The sequence below is a fragment of the Actinomadura harenae genome, from assembly GCF_003696215.1.
GTDB lineage: Bacteria > Actinomycetota > Actinomycetes > Streptosporangiales > Streptosporangiaceae > Spirillospora > Spirillospora harenae.
Genome location: NZ_RFFG01000033.1, coordinates 24,763 through 45,746 on the forward strand (window position 1 = coordinate 24,763; position 20,984 = coordinate 45,746).

27 protein-coding genes are annotated in these 20,984 nt (G+C 68.9%); 9 read left to right on the top strand and 18 right to left on the bottom strand.

Annotated elements, in window-relative coordinates; translation table 11 throughout:
- Positions 1–155: 155 nt before the first annotated feature.
- The 7 genes from EBO15_RS19455 to EBO15_RS19480 all read right to left on the bottom strand — a co-directional run bounded on the left by EBO15_RS19455 (position 156) and on the right by EBO15_RS19480 (position 3,400).
- Complete coding sequence (locus EBO15_RS19455) at positions 156–749, bottom strand: DUF5317 family protein (RefSeq protein WP_147481551.1); 594 nt, start codon at positions 747–749, stop codon at positions 156–158.
- A 330-nt stretch (positions 750–1,079) separates the two neighbouring features.
- Positions 1,080–1,247: a hypothetical protein gene (locus EBO15_RS44265; RefSeq protein WP_158628282.1), complete on the bottom strand. Its 168-nt coding sequence runs from the start codon at positions 1,245–1,247 to the stop codon at positions 1,080–1,082.
- 45 nt (positions 1,248–1,292) lie between these two features.
- Positions 1,293–1,517 (bottom strand): hypothetical protein, encoded by a 225-nt coding sequence (locus tag EBO15_RS19460; RefSeq protein WP_147481552.1) that lies wholly within the window; start codon positions 1,515–1,517, stop codon positions 1,293–1,295.
- A 367-nt stretch (positions 1,518–1,884) separates the two neighbouring features.
- Positions 1,885–2,025, bottom strand: a complete 141-nt coding sequence (locus EBO15_RS19465) for a DUF397 domain-containing protein (RefSeq protein ID WP_233616297.1) — start codon at positions 2,023–2,025, stop codon at positions 1,885–1,887.
- Positions 1,982–2,398, bottom strand: coding sequence for a DUF397 domain-containing protein (locus EBO15_RS47320; RefSeq protein ID WP_122195895.1), 417 nt, complete (start codon positions 2,396–2,398; stop codon positions 1,982–1,984). Before EBO15_RS47320 ends, EBO15_RS19465 begins: the two co-directional genes overlap by 44 nt.
- A gap of 13 nt (positions 2,399–2,411) precedes the next feature.
- The gene (locus tag EBO15_RS19475) at positions 2,412–2,594 is read right to left on the bottom strand and encodes a DUF397 domain-containing protein (RefSeq protein ID WP_122195846.1); all 183 of its coding nucleotides are present in this window, start codon (positions 2,592–2,594) and stop codon (positions 2,412–2,414) included.
- Positions 2,591–3,400: a DUF5753 domain-containing protein gene (locus tag EBO15_RS19480; protein ID WP_147481553.1), complete on the bottom strand. Its 810-nt coding sequence runs from the start codon at positions 3,398–3,400 to the stop codon at positions 2,591–2,593. The genes EBO15_RS19475 and EBO15_RS19480 overlap by 4 nt, the downstream gene beginning before the upstream one ends.
- A gap of 524 nt (positions 3,401–3,924) precedes the next feature.
- On the opposite strand from EBO15_RS19480, the gene EBO15_RS19485 reads away from it, so the two are divergent.
- Both EBO15_RS19485 and EBO15_RS19490 read left to right on the top strand, forming a co-directional pair.
- A complete protein-coding gene (locus EBO15_RS19485) occupies positions 3,925–4,332 on the top strand; it encodes a hypothetical protein (RefSeq protein ID WP_147481554.1) in 408 nt (135 codons plus the stop codon).
- Positions 4,325–4,720, top strand: coding sequence for a hypothetical protein (locus tag EBO15_RS19490; RefSeq protein ID WP_147481555.1), 396 nt, complete (start codon positions 4,325–4,327; stop codon positions 4,718–4,720). The genes EBO15_RS19485 and EBO15_RS19490 overlap by 8 nt, the downstream gene beginning before the upstream one ends.
- 360 nt (positions 4,721–5,080) lie before the next feature.
- On the opposite strand, the gene EBO15_RS19495 is transcribed toward EBO15_RS19490, so the two are convergent.
- The 5 genes from EBO15_RS19495 to EBO15_RS19515 all read right to left on the bottom strand — a co-directional run bounded on the left by EBO15_RS19495 (position 5,081) and on the right by EBO15_RS19515 (position 9,936).
- Complete coding sequence (locus tag EBO15_RS19495; RefSeq protein ID WP_122195850.1) at positions 5,081–5,854, bottom strand: alpha-ketoglutarate-dependent dioxygenase AlkB; 774 nt, start codon at positions 5,852–5,854, stop codon at positions 5,081–5,083.
- Positions 5,835–7,064, bottom strand: a complete 1,230-nt coding sequence (locus EBO15_RS19500) for a hypothetical protein (protein WP_122195896.1) — start codon at positions 7,062–7,064, stop codon at positions 5,835–5,837. The genes EBO15_RS19495 and EBO15_RS19500 overlap by 20 nt, the downstream gene beginning before the upstream one ends.
- Positions 7,065–7,336: 272 nt before the next feature.
- Positions 7,337–7,912, bottom strand: coding sequence for a GNAT family N-acetyltransferase (locus tag EBO15_RS19505; RefSeq protein ID WP_122195851.1), 576 nt, complete (start codon positions 7,910–7,912; stop codon positions 7,337–7,339).
- Positions 7,913–8,126: 214 nt separating this feature from the next.
- Entirely contained in the window at positions 8,127–9,050 is a 924-nt protein-coding gene (locus tag EBO15_RS19510; protein ID WP_122195852.1) for a phosphotransferase family protein, read from the bottom strand.
- Between the two features lie 148 nt (positions 9,051–9,198).
- Positions 9,199–9,936 (bottom strand): peptidylprolyl isomerase, encoded by a 738-nt coding sequence (locus tag EBO15_RS19515; RefSeq protein WP_122195853.1) that lies wholly within the window; start codon positions 9,934–9,936, stop codon positions 9,199–9,201.
- Positions 9,937–10,438: 502 nt separating this feature from the next.
- Here EBO15_RS19515 and EBO15_RS19520 point away from each other — a divergent pair.
- Both EBO15_RS19520 and EBO15_RS19525 read left to right on the top strand, forming a co-directional pair.
- Entirely contained in the window at positions 10,439–10,819 is a 381-nt protein-coding gene (locus EBO15_RS19520) for a GNAT family N-acetyltransferase (protein ID WP_158628283.1), read from the top strand.
- A 300-nt stretch (positions 10,820–11,119) separates the two neighbouring features.
- A complete protein-coding gene (locus EBO15_RS19525; protein ID WP_122195855.1) occupies positions 11,120–11,662 on the top strand; it encodes a DinB family protein in 543 nt (180 codons plus the stop codon).
- 96 nt (positions 11,663–11,758) lie between these two features.
- Here the strand turns inward: EBO15_RS19525 and EBO15_RS19530 are convergent, their stop codons facing one another.
- Together EBO15_RS19530 and EBO15_RS19535 are read right to left on the bottom strand one after the other, a co-directional pair.
- Entirely contained in the window at positions 11,759–12,958 is a 1,200-nt protein-coding gene (locus EBO15_RS19530) for an MFS transporter (RefSeq protein WP_267898417.1), read from the bottom strand.
- Between the two features lie 108 nt (positions 12,959–13,066).
- A complete protein-coding gene (locus tag EBO15_RS19535) occupies positions 13,067–14,719 on the bottom strand; it encodes an FAD-dependent oxidoreductase (protein ID WP_233616298.1) in 1,653 nt (550 codons plus the stop codon).
- Positions 14,720–14,904: 185 nt separating this feature from the next.
- On the opposite strand from EBO15_RS19535, the gene EBO15_RS19540 reads away from it, so the two are divergent.
- Complete coding sequence (locus tag EBO15_RS19540) at positions 14,905–15,270, top strand: ArsR/SmtB family transcription factor (RefSeq protein ID WP_122195857.1); 366 nt, start codon at positions 14,905–14,907, stop codon at positions 15,268–15,270.
- A 149-nt stretch (positions 15,271–15,419) separates the two neighbouring features.
- Here EBO15_RS19540 and EBO15_RS19545 read toward each other — a convergent pair whose 3' ends face one another.
- From EBO15_RS19545 to EBO15_RS19555, 3 genes are all read right to left on the bottom strand, one after another.
- Positions 15,420–15,893, bottom strand: a complete 474-nt coding sequence (locus tag EBO15_RS19545; RefSeq protein ID WP_122195858.1) for a MerR family transcriptional regulator — start codon at positions 15,891–15,893, stop codon at positions 15,420–15,422.
- Positions 15,890–16,162 (bottom strand): hypothetical protein, encoded by a 273-nt coding sequence (locus tag EBO15_RS19550; RefSeq protein ID WP_233616299.1) that lies wholly within the window; start codon positions 16,160–16,162, stop codon positions 15,890–15,892. Before EBO15_RS19550 ends, EBO15_RS19545 begins: the two co-directional genes overlap by 4 nt.
- 195 nt (positions 16,163–16,357) lie before the next feature.
- Positions 16,358–16,783, bottom strand: a complete 426-nt coding sequence (locus EBO15_RS19555; protein WP_267898418.1) for an arsenate reductase ArsC — start codon at positions 16,781–16,783, stop codon at positions 16,358–16,360.
- 75 nt (positions 16,784–16,858) lie between these two features.
- Between EBO15_RS19555 and EBO15_RS19560 the strand changes: the two genes are divergently transcribed.
- From EBO15_RS19560 to EBO15_RS19575, 4 genes are all read left to right on the top strand, one after another.
- The gene (locus EBO15_RS19560) at positions 16,859–17,173 is read left to right on the top strand and encodes an ArsR/SmtB family transcription factor (RefSeq protein ID WP_122195860.1); all 315 of its coding nucleotides are present in this window, start codon (positions 16,859–16,861) and stop codon (positions 17,171–17,173) included.
- A gap of 104 nt (positions 17,174–17,277) precedes the next feature.
- A complete protein-coding gene (gene arsB, locus EBO15_RS19565) occupies positions 17,278–18,291 on the top strand; it encodes an ACR3 family arsenite efflux transporter (RefSeq protein WP_233616307.1) in 1,014 nt (337 codons plus the stop codon).
- Positions 18,291–19,376: an ArsO family NAD(P)H-dependent flavin-containing monooxygenase gene (locus tag EBO15_RS19570; RefSeq protein ID WP_122195862.1), complete on the top strand. Its 1,086-nt coding sequence runs from the start codon at positions 18,291–18,293 to the stop codon at positions 19,374–19,376. Before arsB ends, EBO15_RS19570 begins: the two co-directional genes overlap by 1 nt.
- On the top strand, positions 19,373–19,978 hold the full coding sequence (locus EBO15_RS19575; RefSeq protein ID WP_122195899.1) for an ArsR/SmtB family transcription factor: 606 nt from the start codon (positions 19,373–19,375) through the stop codon (positions 19,976–19,978). The genes EBO15_RS19570 and EBO15_RS19575 overlap by 4 nt, the downstream gene beginning before the upstream one ends.
- Here EBO15_RS19575 and EBO15_RS19580 read toward each other — a convergent pair.
- Positions 19,884–20,813, bottom strand: a complete 930-nt coding sequence (locus EBO15_RS19580; protein WP_199744661.1) for a hypothetical protein — start codon at positions 20,811–20,813, stop codon at positions 19,884–19,886. The two genes, EBO15_RS19575 and EBO15_RS19580, sit on opposite strands and share 95 nt — an antisense overlap.
- Positions 20,814–20,984 lie beyond the last annotated feature (171 nt).

The window sequence follows — 20,984 nt, forward strand, 5'->3', positions numbered from 1 at the left end:
CGCCCCCTTGTACCTTCCCCGCGGCCTTGCCCGAGACAGCCTGGGCGGCCTAGAAGGATCATGCGGCGGGCCTTGCACAGGGTCCAGACGAACCATCTGTCCGGCTGTGGCCTCGTTGGCACGGGTTCCGTGGCGAACGGTCTGGGGTGTCCGGTTCAGGCGGGAGTGGGGTCGGGACGTGAGGCGGGACGTGGCGTGGGCCGCAGGTGCATGCCGGCGACCAAGACGGTCACCACCCCGACGAGCAGGAACACATCGCCGATGCTGGCGACGGCGTGCAGCGGCGGAAGGGGGATGACGTCGCCGAGCCAGGCCAGATGAGTGGAGGCTTCAGCGGGCATGTTCTTGGGGCCGCTGGCCAGATGCCCAGGGTGTTGCCCAGCAAGGACGGCGGCCGTGCGGGAGTAGGGCATACGCCCGTTGAGAGCGATCGCGGTTCCGTTGAGGGCGGCCCCGCCCAGCAGCAGGACGCCGGCGGTCCTGACCGCGCGCGTCTGGCGGGTCATGTTGACCGCCACCCACAGGCACATCAGCCCGAACACCAGCGCCAGCATCGGCACATGCAGGCGGTCCTGCAACAGATGCCTCAGCGCCGCCACCCGGTACTGCGCGAGCTGCACCAACGCGGCCACCCACGGCAGCCACAGCGCCCTCAGTCGGAGCCCGGAGATCCTGCTGATCCGTCCCCCGCTGGCATACCCGGCCGCCAGCCCGACCAGGACCGGCAGCCCGACAACAAGCAGGAACATCACAACAGCCTCCACCCCGTCAGATCAGCCGCCGCCGTCCAGGCTGGTAGCAGCAGCCGCCGTCAGCCGCCGCCGAACTCTGGGGCACCGACCGTGTAGACGACCGTGACCAGCGTCGCGACGGTGAACAGCGCGCCGTACAGACGAAACTTCAACATCACAAGAACCCTTTCGAGACTCGAACAGGAACGTGGCTCCGGAAAGTGATACGTGGTTCAGCCGCCGGTCACGTCGGGGGCGCCGACGGTGTAGACGACCGTCACCAGCGTCGCGACAGTGAAAAGCGCGCCATACAGGCGAACCTTGACCATGAGGTCTCCTTCGAGTCGATCAGTTGAGGCTGGAGTGGCCGGGGATTCGGCTCGATGGCGGGTTGGTGCTCCAGTGACGGAACGGCTCCAGGGTGGCGATCTCGGCGCGGCAGATGCGGGTTGCTCGCTGCCGGCAGGGCTCGGGGGCAGGAATCAGCGCGGGGACGGCGAGTGGTTCGGGCGTCATCGCGGGACCGAACACGTGCCCCAAGCGCGCCCGCGCCATCTCCATCTACGTAGCCCAGCCGAACCCGCCGCGAGCGGCCTTCGACGCGGCCCCGACCTGAACGGTCGGCGTGACGTGACGGCCGACGGTGCGGTTTCGGTGCATCTCGATCACACCTTCCTGTTCACGTTCGGGCTGGTCAGTGGCCATGAGGTCCAGCGTTGCCCGCTTGTTGAACAGTCTTGCCGTCGTCCACGTCACCCAAAAGGGATCACCCATGGCAGCAACCACACTGGCACCTTGCTGCCAGTCCCCGACCACCCCGACCTCGGACCCTGCAGACGGTCACTCACCGCCAGAACGCACCGAGTTCATCAACGCCGTCACCCCGCCGCCTGCTCCGCGGGCAGGCTCGCCAATCCTCCGCTGATGGGTCTGCATTCGCAGCCCTCTTGCGATGTGGTCAGCGACGCGCACCCTCGGCAGCCGATGCAGGACGCGCCGTCCGAGCTTCCGGTCGGCGGAACGACGTCACGGCAGGCGGAGTCGATCGTGATGGCCCTGTACCGCCAGTGCTACGACCTGAGCTGCGCCGCTACGAGGACAGCAAACAGCCCCCCAACCTCGGTGGGCCGGGGGGGCTGCGGGTAGTGGTGGGTCAGTGCGTGTCGTACTGGCCTGCGCGGATGGCGTCCGCGAGGCAACGGGCGACGGAAGGCCCAAGAGCAAGCCGGGGGCCCTCCGGGTCCTTGCTGTCACGAACGCCCACAGCTTCGGGGTGCAGGCGGGCAAGCTCCACGCAGTCGCCGCCTTCGGAGCCGGAGCGGCTCGACTTGCGCCATTCGCTCATGCGTGGTCCTCCATTGCTGCGCCCCCGCCTGACCGTGCGACGCGGCAGGCGTACTGAGGAGTCTCCCCTGGACACAGAGCCGGAGACCTCCGGGGGTTCGTTTTCCGGGGTCACTCCAGGTCGTACTCTCCTGCTTGATTCGGATCAGCAGGTCTCGCGCTGCAGTCTTGGGGAGAGCGAGCGCGGAACCAGCCAGGCCCTTGCTGTCACGTATTCCGACGCGACCGGAGAGACCCGGAACACGTTCGAAATCAGCGCACTCAACACACTCGCTGCCGCCGTCACTTGAGTACGACGCCTTGCGCCATGGCACGTCTGTCATGCGCACCTGGTCATCACTCTCCCGCTCGAAGCACCTCCGCAAGGCCACGTGCTGCGGCGGGGGTGATACCAAGCTGGGGCCCCTCGGGGTCCTTGCTGTCGCGGACGCCCACGGTGTCGCCCGTGAGGCGAGCGACCTCCACGCACTCCCCGCCTGTGGTGTTGCTGCGGTTCGACTTGCGCCATTCGATGCTCATGCGTACCTGCCCATGCCTTGTTCGATAGCAGCTACAGACTCTCCCGCCGTCCAGGCTATGTCACTGATTCTTTCCATCCTGCGTGCGTACTGCTCCACACGGGACGGCTCCAAGAACAGATGTCCGATCGTTCCGGGGGCGTCGGTGAACGCTACGTCGCTGCCCACGGTGAGGAGTTGGAAGGGGCCGTCATGTCCCACGTGCAGCCCGGCCTCCTCAGGCACGATGCGGACGCTCACTCCGGGGCGTTGTGCAAGTTCGAGCATGTGCGCGAGAGCGGCGGCCATGACATCGTTTCCGCCCGCTTGGGTACGGAGCACCGTCCACGCGATGATGGCCGTGATTCGAGGCGGATCATCACTCCCCCACACACGCTTTTGCCGGTCGAGGCGTGTGGCGAGCGCTTTGTCGACGTCGTCCAGGAGCCCGGCAGACCATGCGGCTTCCAAGGTCGCGCGCGCGTACTCCGGGGTCTGCCAGAGACCGGGGATGAAGGCGGTGCCCCAAGAGCGGATGCGAGTAGCGCGCGCCTCGTACTCGGCGAACGCGGGCATGTAGTCCTCGTCCGGTCGCGCGAGTGCGTGCGCGACCAGGTGACCGAGCAGGCCCCGAAGATTCCACGCGGTGTCGAGTGTTGCCGCATGTTCCGGAGCCATCCGACGAACGCCGCTCAAGACACGTGTGACGGTCGAACGATCACACCCGAGGATCTTGGCGACTCCGGCTTGCGACGTGCTCTTTTCGTAGATCTGGCGCTCCAGCTCGACGGCTATCAAGTCCCACAACGAGCGGGAGGGGTCGAGCACTCGCATTGTGGCGTTGCGTCGAGATGTTGCCCTTTGGGGACCGGGGGCGGTTCGCCTGCTTGGCGGCATTTCCAAGATCCCTTTCCGTGAGCAAAGTTCCGGGAACCGTAGCGACGATATCCCGAGCCGACGCAGTCTGTAATCCGCATCTCACAATCCGTATCGGAGGTCTCGTATGCGCCTCGCATGGCGGCGCGGAGGACGGCACGCGGCAGGAGCTGCTCAGACCGTCCAGCCCCAAGCCTCAATCCCCGCCGTGTCGCGTCCGCGTCATCCTCGCGGGCAGGCTCTCGACGCGCTGGAGCATGCGGCCCCGCGCTATGGAATGAGCGCGGTTCGTGAGCAGGACGCTGTGGCGTTGTCCGCTGTCGGCGCCCCGCCGATCACGGTTCGGGTCGACTACCAGTGTGGGAGGTGGTGCTTCGTGTGGACGGGGCCCGACGCCGGACGTGAGTCGCTCGGGCTCGTGGCCGACCTGGACGACGTGCTCCGTCTGATCGCGTGGACAACACAGGGGGCGTGCGGTGACCGCCCGGGGCTCCTACAAGAACCGCACCACTCGCTTCGCGGAACCTGCTGTTCTGGTGCCCGTCGTCGTCGGTGCTTGGTCCAGGGTGTGGGACGTCGCGTGGGCGGACGGACGGTCGTCGGCGCGCATGCGCGAACTGGTCTCCGTGCTCGCGGCCGCCGACGCGGCGGACGCCCTGGAAGACGCGGAGGCACTCCCCGTCCTGCTGGCGCTGGACGCGGCATGGGAGGAGGTCAAGGCGGCGTTCACCGACCGCTTGGCGGCGTTCGGGGACTTTCCCGCGCGTATCCGGATCATCACCGCGCTCGCGCACACCGAGTACCTGGACATCGTCAGCGAAGCCATCCGGCGCATGGGGCCGCTGCCCACCCCCGAGGACGAGAAGGATGAGGCCGATGCGTGACGCGATCGCTCTGATCCGGATCCCGGGCATGAGGTGGCCGCGCACCAGAAGGACCCGGTTCCAGCGACACGACCCCGGCCCGGATCTGGGGTGGATACTCGAAGCCGACGGGCGCAGGGACGAGGAAGCCCACGTGCGGCGCGCGCATGAGGCGATGGCCGAATCCCCCGTCACGGCGGGCTGGATCCTCAACGTCCAGCCGCACCGCGTCGAGGGATACATGGGCGTGTCCCTGTGGGTGGCACTCCTCGGCCTCGGAGGGCGTCTGGACGGACGGCGGATCTGGATTGAGGCATCCGGCGTTCAGGATCTCCTGGACATGACCGACCGGATTCGCTCCCCGGAGTTTCGCGAGGCCATGGGCGACTTCGGCGACTCCTATACCTGAACCGTCCCACCCGGCCCGACGGTCACGACCAGGACGTACGGGGTTCTCTTCGCGGGGATCGGTTCAGCTTGGACGGTGCGGCGCGTGCGGGACGGTCCACGTCCCTCCCCGGAGCTCGCCGCGCCGTCGCGCTGCGCACGCCACAAAACGCGTGCGGCCACCAAGCAGGTTCCGAGGCTGCTGTGGGCAGGCCCAGGCCGCACGGTCGCCACGGCCACCTCGAACTCGGCGCCGGCCTCAGTGAACATCTCGCCCCCTGCGCCAGCAGAGCAGTACGCCGAGACTCACTGGAAGTGAGAGGCGCTGATCGTGGTGATCAACTCGCCTGCCAGGACGCACGGGCATGACATCGGTTCGAGGTCAGACGGGCGGCATCAGGTCGCTCTCGCTGATGGTGTACGTCAGCGGAGGGTAGACGAAGTCTGTTTCCTTGTTCTCGCGGCGCCGCAGTTGGTAGAACTCGCGCGTCTGCTCATCGTTGGCCAACGCGAGGCGGCCCCCCTGCGGGAGGTATGCGTGTCCGTCACGAAACCGAACGAGGGTCTTCGACGTTCGAAACGTTACGCCCAGCCATTGGCTGTCCGCAGCCTGGACGGGTGCATCCAGCACGATCTTGTGCCTGATGCGCCGATTCGTGTCGACAGAGAACGTGACGACGCTGTTGTGGGCAAGGGGGATCTCGAACTTCTCACCACCGGATCCCTTTGACTCAAAGATCAGCTTCCTGGGGGCACTCACTTCGGAATGCTGGTAGCAGGAGAAGACGGCGATGAACGACCCGTCGGCCAGATCGAGGGCTTGGTCGGAGTGGCCACCCATGGTTCTGTAGGCGTTCGTGTAGATCTCAATGAGAGCGTTATTGAAGCCGCCCGAGAGCCCCGCACGCTCTTGAATCTGTTGCGCCAACCTTTCGTGCACCGCGCGGAAACGCTGCATCGGGTTGCCGTATCGCGTGGTAGTGCGCACGAGAGGCACACCGTCCACCTCGTCGACTTTGGCAAGCGTGGCGCCGAGGCGTCCTTTTCCTACGTCCTCCAGACGAGCTGAAGCAGACAGCTCCGCGAAGAGATCCACCTCGACCGGCAAATCATACGAGAGGATCTCATCCGAGATCTTAGGCTCGAGGGGCAACATAGTCTCCCGTGTTCATACTGAAGAGAATCTCGTTGCCATAGTCGATGAAGGACGAGGTCTTGTTCTCCTCGGCGTACAGCCTGCGCAGCTCGTTCATGCCCGCCGGTGTGGGTGGCTCCAGTTTCACCAGGCCTCCGTCCACTTTGAGGAACGTGTGGCCGTTCTTGTGAACGGCTTCGGCGCTCGAACAGCGCACCACGTATCCCAGGCGAATCGGGAGCGAATCGGCGTCCAACGCCGAGGGCCGGATTTCGTGCGTGTACAGCCGGTTGGTGGATAGCGGCATGAGGAAAACGGAGCCGGGGTAGAGGGTCAGGCTGAACTGCGAGGGGAGCGCACCCCCGCCCTGTTCTCCGGTCGGATCCTTGAGGCGGAAGTGAAGCCTGGTCAGCCCGCTGGCACCCTTCTCACCGTGGTCGAAGGCGTCCTCGGCCATGGGCTGCAGCTTGTCGAGCCGGTCATAGAAGGTGCAGAACGCCATGATGCCGTTGACGGGCATGTCCTTGGTCTTGTCGGCATGGGCCGAGATCTTGGCCTTGGACTGCTTGCGCTCGGCCGTGGCGGGGGTGTTGTGGTAGATCTGGGCGAGGACGTGATTCAGCGGTGCCTGGTTCCGGAAGACGGCGGCGGCCTCGCGGTTCAGGGCCTCGACGATGCTCGTGTCGGTCGAGCGAAAGCCCTCGGTCGGCCCCGAGAGATTCGTGGAGCACCGGAGCAGACGAAAATGCAGTTCGTCGCCGTTTCGCGTGACGGGCGTCAGGTAGATCCCGCTGCGATGAGCTGTTCCCGGTTTGGTGGACTCCGTCAGGGACTGGAACGCATGCTCCGCACGGATCCGTCCGAAGTGATCGGCGTCGAGGTCGAAAAAGCGACGGTAGTACACGCCGACGCCGTGTACGCGCATGGGAACCTGACCGAGGTCGACGAGAGCCCAAGGAGTGTCGACCTCCTCGCGGTAACCGTGCGACAGCTCCCGGATGACGAACACCCGGTCGGCCGCCTGGAGTCGACTGCCACTGATCCCGGATACATCGCCACACAGATAAACGGACTTCTCCGCGAGATCCAGCGCACCAGAAGCAAGTTCCTCTGGCGTGATCGTGGATCCGAAAAAGTCCCTGATCAAGTCATCGTCTCGCAGCGTCGACGGAGCGACCAGAATATTACTCCCGTCGTCGATGCGAGCTTCCTTTTGATCCGCCGTGTACATGAATCCCGTACTCGCCATTCGCATTCCGAGACACGAACCCGCTGGGGACGGTTCATCTCGCACAATCACCCGTCCGCATCAGAGGCTCCGCATGCTTCTGCGTCGTGTTTCCCTGTCGTTGCCGCGCCAGGCCCTGACCTACGCCACCGGTGTCGTCCGCCGGCACCGCAAGAAGATCGGTAGCAAGGGCCGGGCAATGCCGCCCGGCCTGCAGCGCGTCAGGTCGGTGAGACCGTGCCGACTCTGCTGGGACCGGACAGCGGGGCGGTCCATCACTCGGAAGCGGGCCATTCCTCGGCCAGGAGGGCGTAGGAGAGGCCGTCGAGCCATCCCTTGGTGCGGTGGAGAGAGTCCCGCACCGCGTGCTGTTCGCGGCGCATCCCGACCCGCTCCATCAGCCGCCACGAGGCTTCGTTGTCGTAGAAACACTCCGCCTGCAGGCGGCGCAGGCCAAGACTCCCGAAGGCGAGGTCGATGAGGGCGCGTACCGCTTCGGTGGCGTAGCCCTTGCCGCCGCTGGAGGGATCCAACGTCCACCCGAGCTCTCCCTGTACGCCTTTCGCCTGATCAGCGACCTCATCCTGAGCCCAAGCGTCATGGACCTGCAGCGTCAGATCGCCGATCACCCCGCCGTCCAGTTCGATGATGAGCAGGTCCGCGAGCCCCTCCTCGCGGAGAAAACGCTCACGGTAGTCGTCGTAGTCCGTCGTGGCGGCCCCGACCCATTCGTGAACCTCCGGCAGCTGCCGGTAGGCCCAGGTCGCGTCCAGGTCGTCGGGCGTAGCCCGGCGCAACAGCAGTCGGTCGGTGGAAATCGGCCAGTTCAGAGTGTCAAGAGGGTGACTCATGGCCTTGATGCTGGCAGAGCCGTGGTGACACACAAAAGCGGATTTCTGCGGGCGACGCCCCCACAACGACGCGGCGATCGCCCACGGGAACCGACAGGACACCGAAGCGACCGGGCTCCCGGAAACCCGCGTTCGAAGATCAAGTGGCGTCGCCGTCGCCGCCGCGCCGCCCGCGTTCACCCACACCACAGACCCAGCCGAAAGACGTTCACTGTCACACGAGCAGCGTCTCAAGCTCCGGCAGTCGGCTGAACAGGTCGGGAAGGCCGCGCACGCCGTTGCGCGCGGACTCCTGCGACAGCGCGAGGTCAGGGCCGGAACCCACCTCGACACCGGCAAGGCACCGCAGGATGTTCCACCTCGTGTGCCCCAGCCAGCCGCCGATCATGTACACGAACCAGCTCGGACCTGACGGCGGCAGCACCGCGCCTCCCGCGACATAGCCGTCCAGGACCGAGCGGAAGATGTCGGGCTTGATGCCGTCGAGGCCGGGTCCCTTCGCGAGGCTCAGCGCGGTCGAGCCGAGCTCGCCGGACAGGTCGAGCATCCCCGAGAGCTCCCAGTCGAGCACGACCGGCCGCCCCTCTCGAGCGAGCAGGTTCCACGGTTGGACGTCCCGATGGGTCAGCACGACGGGGCCTGGCCGTTCGCAGGTGTCGACGAAGTGGGCGATCGCGAGGAACGTCTCGACGTGAGAGGCGAGTTCGTCGGCCCACGGCTGTCCGGTCGCCGCCGCCCGCGCGGCGAGCTCGGGCCAGTCCCATGACGTCGGTTCCTCGATCGGCGTCTGGGGCCACGCGACGTCGAGCGCGTGGACGCGCGCGAGGATCTCACCGATCTCGAACGCGAACTCCGCCGACACCGGCGCCTCTGGCACCGTTTCTCCCTCGACCCATCGGTGCACGAGCGTGTCGTGGCCGGCCGAGATCGGCTCTGGCATCGGGATGCCGGCGGCGAAGGCCGCCCGCTCGAACCTGAACACGTCCTCGACGCGATAGTCCCAACGGCGGTCGACGAGGTTCAGCTCCTTCACCGCGAACGACCCTTGGTCGGTGTCGAGCCGGTACATCCGGTTGGCGAACCCGCCGTGGATGCGAACCATCGGCCCGATCGGCGTACCAAGATGCGAAAGATCCACCCACGCATGCTACGAGCCGGCGGGGCGCACGCGTCGGCTTGGACGAACTCGGCGGCCCGGGCGGTCCGCCGGCGGGCTGTCGTCGATCAGCAGCCCGACCAGCGGGACCCGGTCGTCCGCGTTCCGGTGACGGTGAGATCCAGGGCAACTAGCCTCGGCCGATCTGGACCCTGTGGAACTCGGTGTAGCGGCTCGGGTAGCCGTCACCCGGGTTGTTCTGCTCGTCGTTGCCCGCCTCGCCGATACGCCGCAGCACGTCCAGCCCCTCGGTGACCCGGCCGAACGGGGTGTAGGCGGGAGAAAGCTTGGTGTCCTTCCAGGTGAAGAAGAACTGGCTGCCGTTGGTGTCAGGACCGGCGTTCGCCATCGCCACCGTCCCGGCCGGGTAGGTGGCGCCCGCCAGGTTCTCGTCCGGGAACTGGTAGCCGGGCGCTCCGCTGCCGGTGCCGGTGGGGTCGCCGCACTGCAGGACGAAGATCCGCTGGGTCGTGGAACGGTGGCAGTGCGTCCTGTCGAAGAACCCGCGCTCGGCCAGGAAACGGAACGAGTACGTCGTGCAAGGCGCCTTGTCCGTCAGCGCCTCGAACTTGATCGTGCCCTGCGTGGTGCGCAGCCGTGCGGTATAGGGCTTGGCCGCCTTGGCCGCGTCGAAGACGGGCAGCCCCACCCACTTGCTGATCGGCTTCACCTCCGTGTAGGCGCACCCCTGTGCCTTGACCTTGGCCGGGGCGGCGACGGCGTCCGCGTCGACCGTCGGCCGCGCGATGCGGGCATGGGGCGCGGCACTGCCCCCGGGTGAGGCCGAGACCGAGGTCGTGGCGTACACCGAGCCGGTGAGGGCGACGGCGGCGACGGAGACGGCGATGATCCGGACGGGCTGAAGCATGGGGGGATGCCTCTCTGCTGATCCTCGGGGAGCCACACACTAGGACGCATCCGTCCCGCCTGACAGGGTCCGTTCGGAGGTTCGTCAGATGTCCATAGCGCCTGACCGCAGCCCGCGGCTTCTACCGCAACGCACCCCTCCTGATCTGCGACGAACCCACCACCTCCCTCGACGCACGCACCGAACACCACATGTTCGACCAGGTCCACCCAGCCGAGGGTGGCGGATCAGCGCCGTCCGCCACCGCCGGCTCCTACTTACTCCCATTCTCCGAACCGACCGCCCGGGGGCGGAGGTGCGCGGCCACCAGATGCCGCAATGCGTCCGGTTCCATCTCGTTGAGGACGCCCTGTCAGAGCGGCCGAGGCGACGCCCACGCTCGGGTCCCTGGCGTGGACCTGGGCTCGGGGCACTATGAGGCATGGTCACGATCCGGCCGCCCCGAGGCGACCACGACGCGCTCCTGGGTCTGCGGTGCGCTCTCGACGCCGAGACGCAGTTCATGCTCGCCGAACCCGGTGAGCGGACCCTGGAGCCACGCCAGTTGTCGTATCAGCTGGTCGCCGAGGATGAAGGGCTGCTCGTCGGCGTCATCGACGTCCTTGTTCGCCCGTGGCGGCGTGTGGAGGGACGCGGCCATGTCATCCTCGGCGTCCGCGCCTCCCACCATCGGCGCGGCATAGGCCGCGCGCTGCTGAACGCCGCCATCGCGGAGGCACGCCGTCGCTCCATGCACCGCCTGGAGCTCACCACCATGGCTCACAACGACGCCGCGATCGCTCTCTACCGGTCCTGCGGCTTCGAGCACGAAGGGCTCCGACGCGCATCTCTGGTCATCGACGGCCGGCCGATCGATGAGATCTACATGGGGCTCCTGTTGTGACGTCCCCTCGATCGGCCAACGCCCGACGTCGGTGCAGGCAGGTCGGTTGCGCCTCCGCGGTCAGGCGCTTTCAGAGGAGCGTGGTCTGGGACGACGGGATCGCGATCTCCTCCCTGCCGTGGGCCCGTTTCCACGTTACGGGAGATCATTTTCCATCGGTCCGGGAGGGCGGGACGTCCGCTGGACGACCGATAGTGGCTGCCCCTTATTGGCGACCAGTTCTGGCGGCTGGCCACCTCGTGGCGGGCGGCCTACCGTGGTGAGTGGAACGGTGCCGCTCTCGCAGGCGGGAGGTGGCCGATGACTGCGGCTCCCGATTGGGACGCTCAAGCGGTTCATGCGGAGCTGGAGCGCGTTCGGCGGGACTTTCACCAGCTTCTGGACGCTGCGACCGGTGAGGATCTGGCCCGTCCGACGGACGGGACGCGGTGGACCAACGAGCAGTTGTTGTTCCACATGCTGTTCGGCTACATGCTCCTCTGGGCGTTGTTGCGGCTCCTCCGCGTGTTCGGGCGGATGCCGACGGGCGTGAGCCGCACGTATGGGCGTCTGCTGAGCGCCGCGACGAAGCCGTTCGACATCGTCAACTACCTGGGCCCTTGTATGGCCGTCCATATCTATGGCCACCGTCGTATGGGAGCCAAGATGGACCGCGTCATCGCCTCCCTGCACCGTCGGGTCGAGAAGGAGACCGCCGCCGGTCTCGCCCAGGGGATGCACTACCCGGCGCGCTGGGATCCGTTCTTCACCGACTACATGACCGTGGCCGACATCTACCGGTACCCGGCCCGGCACTACGACTTCCACCGCCGTCAGCTCACCCTCGGCGCAGGCCGAAACTGAGCCCGAACGGGCCGGTTCGTCGGCCGTCAGGACCTCCGCCGGTTCCGGGCCTCGGTCCTCCGCCCCATCACCAGGCGATGCGAAGGACTGTCCCCTTCATCCTGGGTGCGTCCGGCGTGAGGACGTTGCGGGCCGGGGTGGTGTGCTGCCGATCGTCGCGGCTGCGGCAAGGGCGGAGGTGGCGGCGAGGGCGGTGAACAGGGTGGGGTAGCCGCCGAGGTGTCCGGCAAGGGCGGCGCCTGCGGCGGGGGCGATGGCGCCGGCGATGGTGATGGGGGCTGCCAGGGCTCCGGACAGGGTGCCGTAGGCGGTGGTGCCCCAGCGGTCGGACACGGCGGTGGCCTGGAGCAGGGTGGAGATGCCCCGGGTGGTTCCGGCGAGGACTGCGACGGCGATGAGCAGCACGACGGGACCGGGGATGGCGGCCAGGGCCGCGGTGGTGACGGCCGACAGCGCCAGGATCGCGGTGGTACGGACGCGGACGCTGGTGCGGCGGGTGAGGTTGGCGTAGCCGAGGCGTCCGGCGACCTGGCCGATGCCGCCCAGGCCCAGGGCCCAGGCGGCGGTGGTGTCGGAGGCTCCGCGGCTGGTGAGCAGCGGGATGAGGTTGATGAGCACGGCGTACATGGCGAACGCCGACAGGGTGAGTGCGGTGGCCAGCAGCAGGAACGGCCTGCTGCGCATCACGTGGCCGGTCTGACCTGAGGCCTGGCCCGCAGGCTGGTCGTCGGGGCCGTGGTCGGTGGTGGGTGGTGGTGGCCAGGGGCGGCGCAGGGCCAGGTGGTGCAGCGGGATGGTGATGGCTGCGAGGACGGCGGCGAGGGTCAGGTAGACCGTCCGCCAGTTGTGGTGTGCGGCCAGGGCGCTGGTCAGGGGCGCGAAGACGGTGCTGGCCAGTCCGGCGACAAGGGTGAGGGTGGTGAGGGCACGGACGTGGTCGGGGGCGTGGTACCGGGTGAGGGCGGCGAACGCGGGCTGGTAGAGGACGGCGGTCATCGCGACTCCGGCCAGCAGCCAGGCGGCGGTGAACCAGGCCAGGTTCGGGGCGGTGGCCAGGCCGAGGACGGCCAGGACCGCCAGGATCGAGCCGCCGGTCATCGGCAGGTGGGGGCCGCGCCGGTCCAGGAGGCGTCCGAGGGGGATGCCGCCGAGCGCTGCGACCACCAGGGCGGCGGAGAAGGCGGCGGTGGTGGCGCCGGTGGACCAGCCGGTGTCGCGGCCGATGGCCGGGGCCAGGACGGGGAAGGCGTAGTAGAGGACGCCCCAGCTGGTGATCTCGGTGACGCACAATGCCACCAGGGGGACTCGTGACGTGCGGCGAGTGTCGGCGGCCGGAGGGTCGGCCGCCGACACCGAAGCGGGGGTTGCGCGGTTCATGGGGGGGCGTCGAGGTGACGGGCCGGTTCAGGCGTCGCCGCGTTCGGCGTCACCGGAGTAGCCATGGACGACCCCGGTGGCGAACCCGAGCCCGCCGTCAGGGGCTCCGACGCCGATGCTGATCGGCTCGGGTGCCGGGCCGCCGCAGCATCCTCCGACCGTGGAGTCGGCCTGGACGGTCGGTGTGGCGGCGGGTTCGGTGCCGCAGGAGGTGCCGCATCCCGCGTCCTGGCCGGTGTCGCCGGGCAGGAGGTCCTCGGTGAGCAGGTCGCTGGAGCAGACACCGGTCTCGGGCAGGTCGAGCTGGACGTCGTCGGCGGCCTCGCGGTCGCCGGCCAGGGCGGCGACGATGGAGCGGACCTGCTCGTACCCGGTGGCCATGAGGAAGGTCGGCGCGCGGCCGTAGCTCTTCATCCCGGCCATGTAGAACCCGGGCTCGGGGTGGGCCAGTTCGCGTTCGCCGTGCGGCGGGACGGTGCCGCAGGAGTGGAAGTTGGGGTCGATGAGCGGAGCGAGCCGGGCCGGGGCCTCGGTCGCGCGGTCGAGGTCGACGCGGATCTCGCGCAGCATGTCCAGGTCGGGCCGGAACCCGGTGGCCGCCACCACGACGTCGGCCGCCACGGCGAGCTCACCGTCCGGTGTCCGCCCGACGACCTGGACGGGCCCGGACTCCGCGCCGGTGCCGGGCGCGTCCAGGCGGGTGATGGTGAAGCCGCGGATCAGTTCGATCCGGCCGCTTTCGACGGCGGCCTTCAGGCGGGTGCCGATAGCGCCGCGGGCGGGAAGTCCGTCGGCGTCGCCGCCGCCGTACAGGCGCGCGACCGAGGTGCCGCGGACCGTCCAGGTGACGCGGGTGCCGGGCTCGGTCTTGGCGAGTTCGGCCAGGGCGAGCAGCGTGCCCGCGGCCGAGTGGCCCATCCCGACGACCAGGGTGTGGCGTCCGGCGAAGCGGTCCCGGTCGCGGCCCAGGACGTCCGGCAGCGGCCCGGTCAGGTGGGGGGCGGCCTGGTCTTCGCCGGGGGCGGGCAGGCCGGAGTGCCCGAGCGGGTTGGTGCGTCCCCAGGTGCCGGAGGCGTCGATGACGGCGCGGGCGGCGATGTCGGTGACGGCACCGTCCGGTCCGGCGGCGCGCACCAGCAGGGGACGCGTCTCGCGGCCGATGCTGCGGGTGACGTCCAGGCCGAGGCGGGTCACGGCGATCACGCGCTGGCCGGTGCGGACCCGTCCGGCCAGGGCGGGCACCTGTGCCAGCGGGACCAGGTAGTCGCGGACAAGGTCGGCGCCGGTGGGCAGGGTGTCGGCGTCGGGCAGCTTCCACCCGGTCGGCTCCAGCAGGCGGCGGGCGGCGGCGTCGGTGTTGTACCGCCAGGGCGAGAACAGCCGCACGTGCCCCCACTGGCCGATCGCCGAACCGGCGCTGTCACCGGCCTCCAGAACGACGAAGTCCAGGCCGCGTTCGGCCAGGTGCGCGGCGGCGGCCAGCCCGGTCGGCCCTGCGCCGATCACGACCACCGGCAGCCCCTCACCGCCCTTTTCCGCCTCGGAGGCGATCATGTCGAGACCGAGGCTGTCTTCGACCATGCCTCGCTGGGCACCCGCGTCGACTGCCGCGGTGCTGCCACAGCAACCGCCGTCGGCGGAGGACGCTGCGGACTCCCGCGGCCGGTTGTTCTCGCTCACGATGACTCCTTGGGCTCCGAATGTGGCGCTCGGATGGTTGGGGTCCCGGGGCTGCCTGAGGCGTGCCTGACGCGGGTGGCGATCCAGGTGAACGGATCGACGCCCACCCCAACCCTGCTGTTTAGATGATGCTCTAAGTAGAGGCCAGCTTGCATCACTGCATAGATAGGAGTCAAATTAGATGTATGTCTAAGTTGCTCAGGGTCGATGACGTGACCGTCCCGGCCTGCTGCTCTCCGCTCAGCGGACCGCCGATGGCCGAGGCCGAGGCCGTCGAGCTGGCCAAGGTGTTCAAGGCGCTGGCCGACCCGGTCCGGCTGCGTCTGCTGAACATGATCGCCGCCGCGGACGGGGGCGAGGCGTGCGTGTGCGACCTGACCGGCGCCTTCGAGGTGACCGGGCCCACCATCTCCCACCACCTGAAGGTGCTGCGCCAGGCCGGGCTGATCAACGGTGAGCGACGCGGGACCTGGGTGTACTACCGCGCGATTCCCGAGCAGCTCACCCGCCTGTCGGGGCTGTTCGCCCTGCCCGCTCTCACCACGATCTGACCTGGACGGCGCGGGCCCCTGGCGCGGCCGGCGCCCCACCCGCATCACCGCCCGACGCCGGCCGTGCGCCGCATGCCCGTCCTCTGACGCCCGAGAAGCCGCCGCAGGACGTGGCGGGCGTCGGGCGAAGGCGGTCGCTTCCGGTTCCTTCAGCTCGACTGATCTCGGACGTGAGCAGGGTCGGCGAACGGCAGCGGGCATCGCGGCTCGTCCGCACACGCCAGTAGGTCGCTGCAGCCGACGTCGATGGCCTGCCGCAACGTGGCTCGAATGAAGTCCAGGTCGGCTATGCGCCGCTCGACCTCGCTCAGTTTCGATCGCACCCGCTCCTGGAGCCCGGAGTCGGTGGTCTGCGACGGAGGCGTTCTGGCGTCCAGCAGGTCGGCGACCTCGGCCAGAGTGAATCCGAGCCGTTGCACGGTCTTGACCGCCTGGAGCAGCGCCACCACCTCTGCCGGGTAGAGCCTGTGCCCACCCGGTGAACGTTCCGGCTCCGCAAGCAGACCTCGCCGCTCGTAATAGCGCAGTGTCTGGAGATTCACCCCTGCCGCGGCCGCAAGTTCCCCACTACGGAGACTCCTCGATGGCGCCTCGATCGGCCGGGTCGAGCTGTGGCGAGTCATCCGCCGACCTCGGTCACCGCAACGCCCGCGACATCCGCCGCGCGTCTGGCCAGGGCCGTCACCACCTGGGCACGTTGCGGGGCGACGCTGACCTCCAGCATCAACCCGCCGCTGGTCGCGATCAGGGTGAAGGTGAAGAAGGAACAGCACCCGGTCTCGCGCGACGCCAACTCGGCCGCTCGTGCGGCAATCCCGGGCTCCTTGCGCAGTCGCATCCGGACCCGTCCCAACGCGACCTCGCACACCTCGGTCACGGCCTCGGCGAACAATGCGTCGAACTCCTTGATCCGTAGCGGCTGCTCGTCAGCTGGGAGAGTGCACGACTGCGGCACCCATTCGTCGCCCGCCCCTTGGTCCACCGAGCCCGGCCCGGTTCGTCCCCGCCTAAGGTCCATGAACCGACGGTAAGCCTGTACCTCGGTACGGGATGCAAGCCCCACACCTGAGGCGTTCACGATCCGACCTCAGGAACACTCCCTGTCGAGAAGCTCGGTGATGAGGGTTTGGATGCGGGTGCGGATCTCGTCGCGGATGGGGCGGACGGCCTCGACGCCCTGCCCGGCGGGGTCGTCGAGTTTCCAGTCGAGGTAGCGCTTGCCGGGGAAGACGGGGCAGGTGTCGCCGCAGCCCATGGTGATGACGACGTCGGACGCGCGGACGGCGTCGACGGTGAGGATCTTGGGGGTCTCGGCGGTGAGGTCGATGCCCTCCTCGCGCATGGCCTCGACGACGGCGGGGTTGACCCGGTCGGCGGGTTCGGACCCGGCGGAGCGGACCTCGACGGCGTCCCCGGCAAGGTGGGTCAGGTAGGCGGCGGCCATCTGGGAGCGTCCGGCGTTGTGCACGCAGACGAACAGCACGCTCGGCCGGACGGCCTTCTCCTCGGACACGAGTTCCTCCTGGACGGCGCGGCCGTCTTTCGCCTGGTCAAGCACACTGTGGGATGGCTGCTAACGTATCAGCCTATGGTGATGTCAGTCGAGAATGATGTGACCAGGCTGCTGGCCGACCCGCTGCGCGCGCGGATCGTGGAGCTGCTGGCCCGCGAGGCCCTGTGCACCTGCCACTTGGTGGAGGAGACCGGCGCCAAGCAGACCAACGTCTCCAACCACCTGCGCGTACTGCGCGAATCCGGCCTGGTGGAGACCGAACCGTGCGGCCGGTACACCTACTACCGGCTGCGCCCCGAACCCATGCGGGCGCTGGCCTCGCACTACGCCGAGCTGGCCGCCGCAGCCGAACAGACCCGCAGCAGCGACGTCCGAAGGGCCTGCCCGTGACCCACACCAGCCAAGCCCTCACCGGGACCGCCGACCCGGCGCGGAACCTGGTCGGCAAGCTCTCCACACTCGACCGGTTCCTGCCGGTGTGGATCATCGCCGCGATGGCCGCCGGGCTCCTGCTCGGACGGGCCGTCCCCGGCCTGGACGACGCGCTCGCCAAGGTCGAGATCGGCGGCGTCTCGCTCCCGATCGGGCTGGGCCTGCTGGTCATGATGTACCCGGTGCTGGCCAAGGTCCGCTACGACCGCCTGGACACCGTCACCGGCGACCGCCGCCTCATGGTCTCGTCCCTGGTGATCAACTGGCTGGTCGGCCCGGCGGTGATGTTCGCCCTCGCCTGGATCTTCCTGCCGGACCTGCCCGCCTACCGCACCGGCCTGATCATCGTCGGGCTGGCGCGCTGCATCGCCATGGTCATCATCTGGAACGACCTGGCCTGCGGCGACCGCGAGGCCGCCGCCGTCCTGGTCGCGCTCAACTCGGTGTTCCAGGTCCTGGCGTTCGGCGTGCTCGGCTGGTTCTACCTCACCGTCCTGCCCGGCTGGCTCGGCCTGGCCACCGACGACCTGCACTTCTCCGTCGGCAAGATCGTCATCAACGTCCTGGTGTTCCTCGGCGTCCCCCTCCTGGCCGGATACCTCACCCGCCGCATCGGAGAGAACACCCGCGGACGCACCTGGTACGAGGACCGCTTCCTGCCCCGCATCGGCCCCACCGCCCTCTACGGACTGCTGTTCACCATCGTCATCCTGTTCGCGCTCCAGGGCCACACCATCACCTCCCGCCCCACCGACGTCGCCCGCATCGCACTCCCCCTGCTCGCCTACTTCGCGATCATGTGGTTCGGATCCTTCGCCCTCGGACGCGCCACCGGCCTGCCCTACCCCCGCACCGCGACCCTCGCGTTCACCGCCGCCGGCAACAACTTCGAACTCGCCATCGCCGTCGCCATCGCCACCTTCGGCGTCACCTCCGGCCAAGCCCTCGCCGGCGTCGTCGGCCCCCTCATCGAAGTCCCGGTGCTGGTGGGGCTGGTGTACGTCTCGCTGTGGCTGCGCCGACGTGCCGCTTCCCGCCCGGCCGCCGCCGTCCACGCCGGTGGCCCGGGAGTCTGATGGCCTCGGACGCACTCGACGTCGTCGTGGTCGGCGGCGGGCAGGCCGGGCTGGCGGCGGGCTACTACCTGCGCCGCACCGGGCTGGAGTTCGTCATCCTGGACGCCCAGGACGAACCCGGCGGCGCCTGGCGCCACGCCTGGCCGTCCTTGCGGCTGTTCTCTCCCGCCCAGCACAGCAGCCTGCCCGGACGCCCGATGCCCGCCACCACCGACGGCTACCCCGACGCCGGTCACGTCGTCGACTACCTCGCCGCCTACGAGAAGCGATACGAACTGCCCGTGCGACGGCCGGTCACCGTGACCGCCGTCCGCCGGGACGGCGATCTGCTGACCGTCCACGCGGCGGGCGAATCCTGGCGCGCCCGCCGCGTGATCAGCGCGACCGGCACCTGGTGGCGTCCCTATCTGCCGTACTACCCCGGCCGCGCCGAGTTCTCCGGCCGCCAGCTCCACACCACCGGCTACCAGGGGCCCGAACCATTCGCCGGGCAGCACGTGGTCATCGTCGGCGGCGGGAACTCGGCCGCGCAGATCCTCGCCGACCTGTCGGCCACCGGGGACGTCGACACGACCTGGGTGACGCCGCGTCCGCCCCGCCTCCTGCCGGACGACATCGACGGCCGCGCCCTGTTCGACATCGCCACCCGCCGCCGCGCCGCCCTCCTGCAAGGCGGCGCGGATGACGGCGGTGTCGCCGGACTGGGGGACATCGTCGCCGTCCCGTCCGTCCGCGCCGCCCGCGACCGCGGAGACCTGCGCGCCCGCCCCATGTTCGCCCGCCTCACCCCCACCGGCGTCGCCTGGCCCGACGGAACCACCCTCGACTGCGACGCCGTCATCTGGTGCACCGGCTTCCGCCCCGCCCTCTCGCACCTGGCCCCGCTCCGGCTGCGGACCACCGGCGGGCCGATCCCCATGACCGGCACCCACGCCACCGCCGAGCCACGCCTCCACCTCATCGGATACGGCGACTGGACCGCCCCCGCCTCCGCCACCCTCATCGGCGCCGGCATGAACGCCCGCACCGCCGTCGACGACATCGCCCGGGCCCTCGGCGGACGCCCCGTCATCCGAAACCGCTGAACCACCGGCCCACCGCCGTCCGGTACGCGTCCTGGTTCAAGGCGCTCGCCGACCCGACCCGCGTCCAGATCGTGTCGCTGCTGGCCCGCCGGGAACGCCCCATGAACGTCGGCGAGATCGTCGACGAGGTCACGGTCGGGCAGTCCACCGTCTGGGCCCACCTCAAGGTGCTGGCCGACGTTCGGTTCGTCCTGGTCGAGGCACAGGGCACCGCCCGCTACTACCGGATCAACACCGCGTGCGTGAACGGCTTCCCCACCGCCGCCGACCAGTACCGCCTGTACCTGACCGAAGCAGGATTCACCGCCCTCACCGTCACGCCCGTCGCCCCGGCAGCCCCGGCCTGCATTCCGCGATCATCCAGGCGCCATGGCGACCACGCTCCAGCACGGCGACCGCACAGGGTTGATCCATCGGCCGAAACCGTCACCCGGCGCCGGGCCTGGCAGGCGCCCCCGCCACCCCAGATGGACAGCGCGCAGGTGCTGCACGTGAAGAGGTTGAAGATCAATCAGGTCGACGCCGTGGAGCCCCAGCACCCCGGACATCAAAGGTCTCGGGGCCGATCGGACAAGTACGCGCACCCGGGAGAAGGCGGCTGAGGGCAGTGAGATCGCCTCTGATGACATCGGTATAGGGGATCGTGAAGTCACCGTTCGGCATGGCGCTGGTGAAGTGTGCGCCCATGACCCGAGTCGGAAGGTACGGCGCGGCGGGGCCGTGCCGATCGGGGTGCCGGTCGTGCCCGGGACGGCTGTCGTCCTCGGTGTAGTCGACCTGGACACCCCACGAGGTCGGTGGGTTGTTGCGTCCGAGAATGACCCAGTGGTCGGTGGAGACCTGCGCGGTCAGGTCGGGGACGCCGCCGGTGTGGCAGTCCAGCGCCGGTAGTACGAAATGACGAAGGCTGTGCGGTCGGTACCACATGAGCAGCGGGTTGGCCGATCTCGCCTCGGTGTTGTCGAAACAGCACACGATGACCGCGTGTCCCGGATAGCGGGCGGCGTAGAAGTCGAACAGCGGCCCGTTGGGCCGGATCCGTCGATGCTCGGGTACCTGTTCCAGCGCTTGGGGAATCAGCGTGGGGTCGGTGGCCAGCACCACGGTGTAGATGTCATGGTCGAAGATCTGGACGGGCGGTGGTCCACCGGCCGCCGCCACCAAGCCCTCTGACGTCGGCCCCTGAACACGGGACGGAGGAGCGAGGGCATCGACCATGTCGCGCAGGATGCGCGGGCAGTGGCGGGTGTCGATGAAGTTCGCCGGGGTCATGCCGGTGGCGGGCACGTGCAGGAGCATCGCGTTCGGCCCGCTCGCCAGGTTGACGGCCGCGTTCTGGTAGCCCAGCACGTGAACCCGGCCGTGCTCGGGATGGCCGGTCTGACCGTGATACACGATCGTGCCCGAGAACCGAGAGGCCGCTGTCGACACGCACATCCGGCCCCTCCAAGGCTGAGATCGCTCGGATCGTACCGCCCCGGCCACGGTCGAAACCGTTCAGACCTGGAGCCGGATCGGGGCACCTCGGCAGCGACAGCCGATCGTCCTGACCCGTCACATCGGACGCCGAGATCCGCGCCGCAATACCCGCGGTGGCTTCAAGCGCGC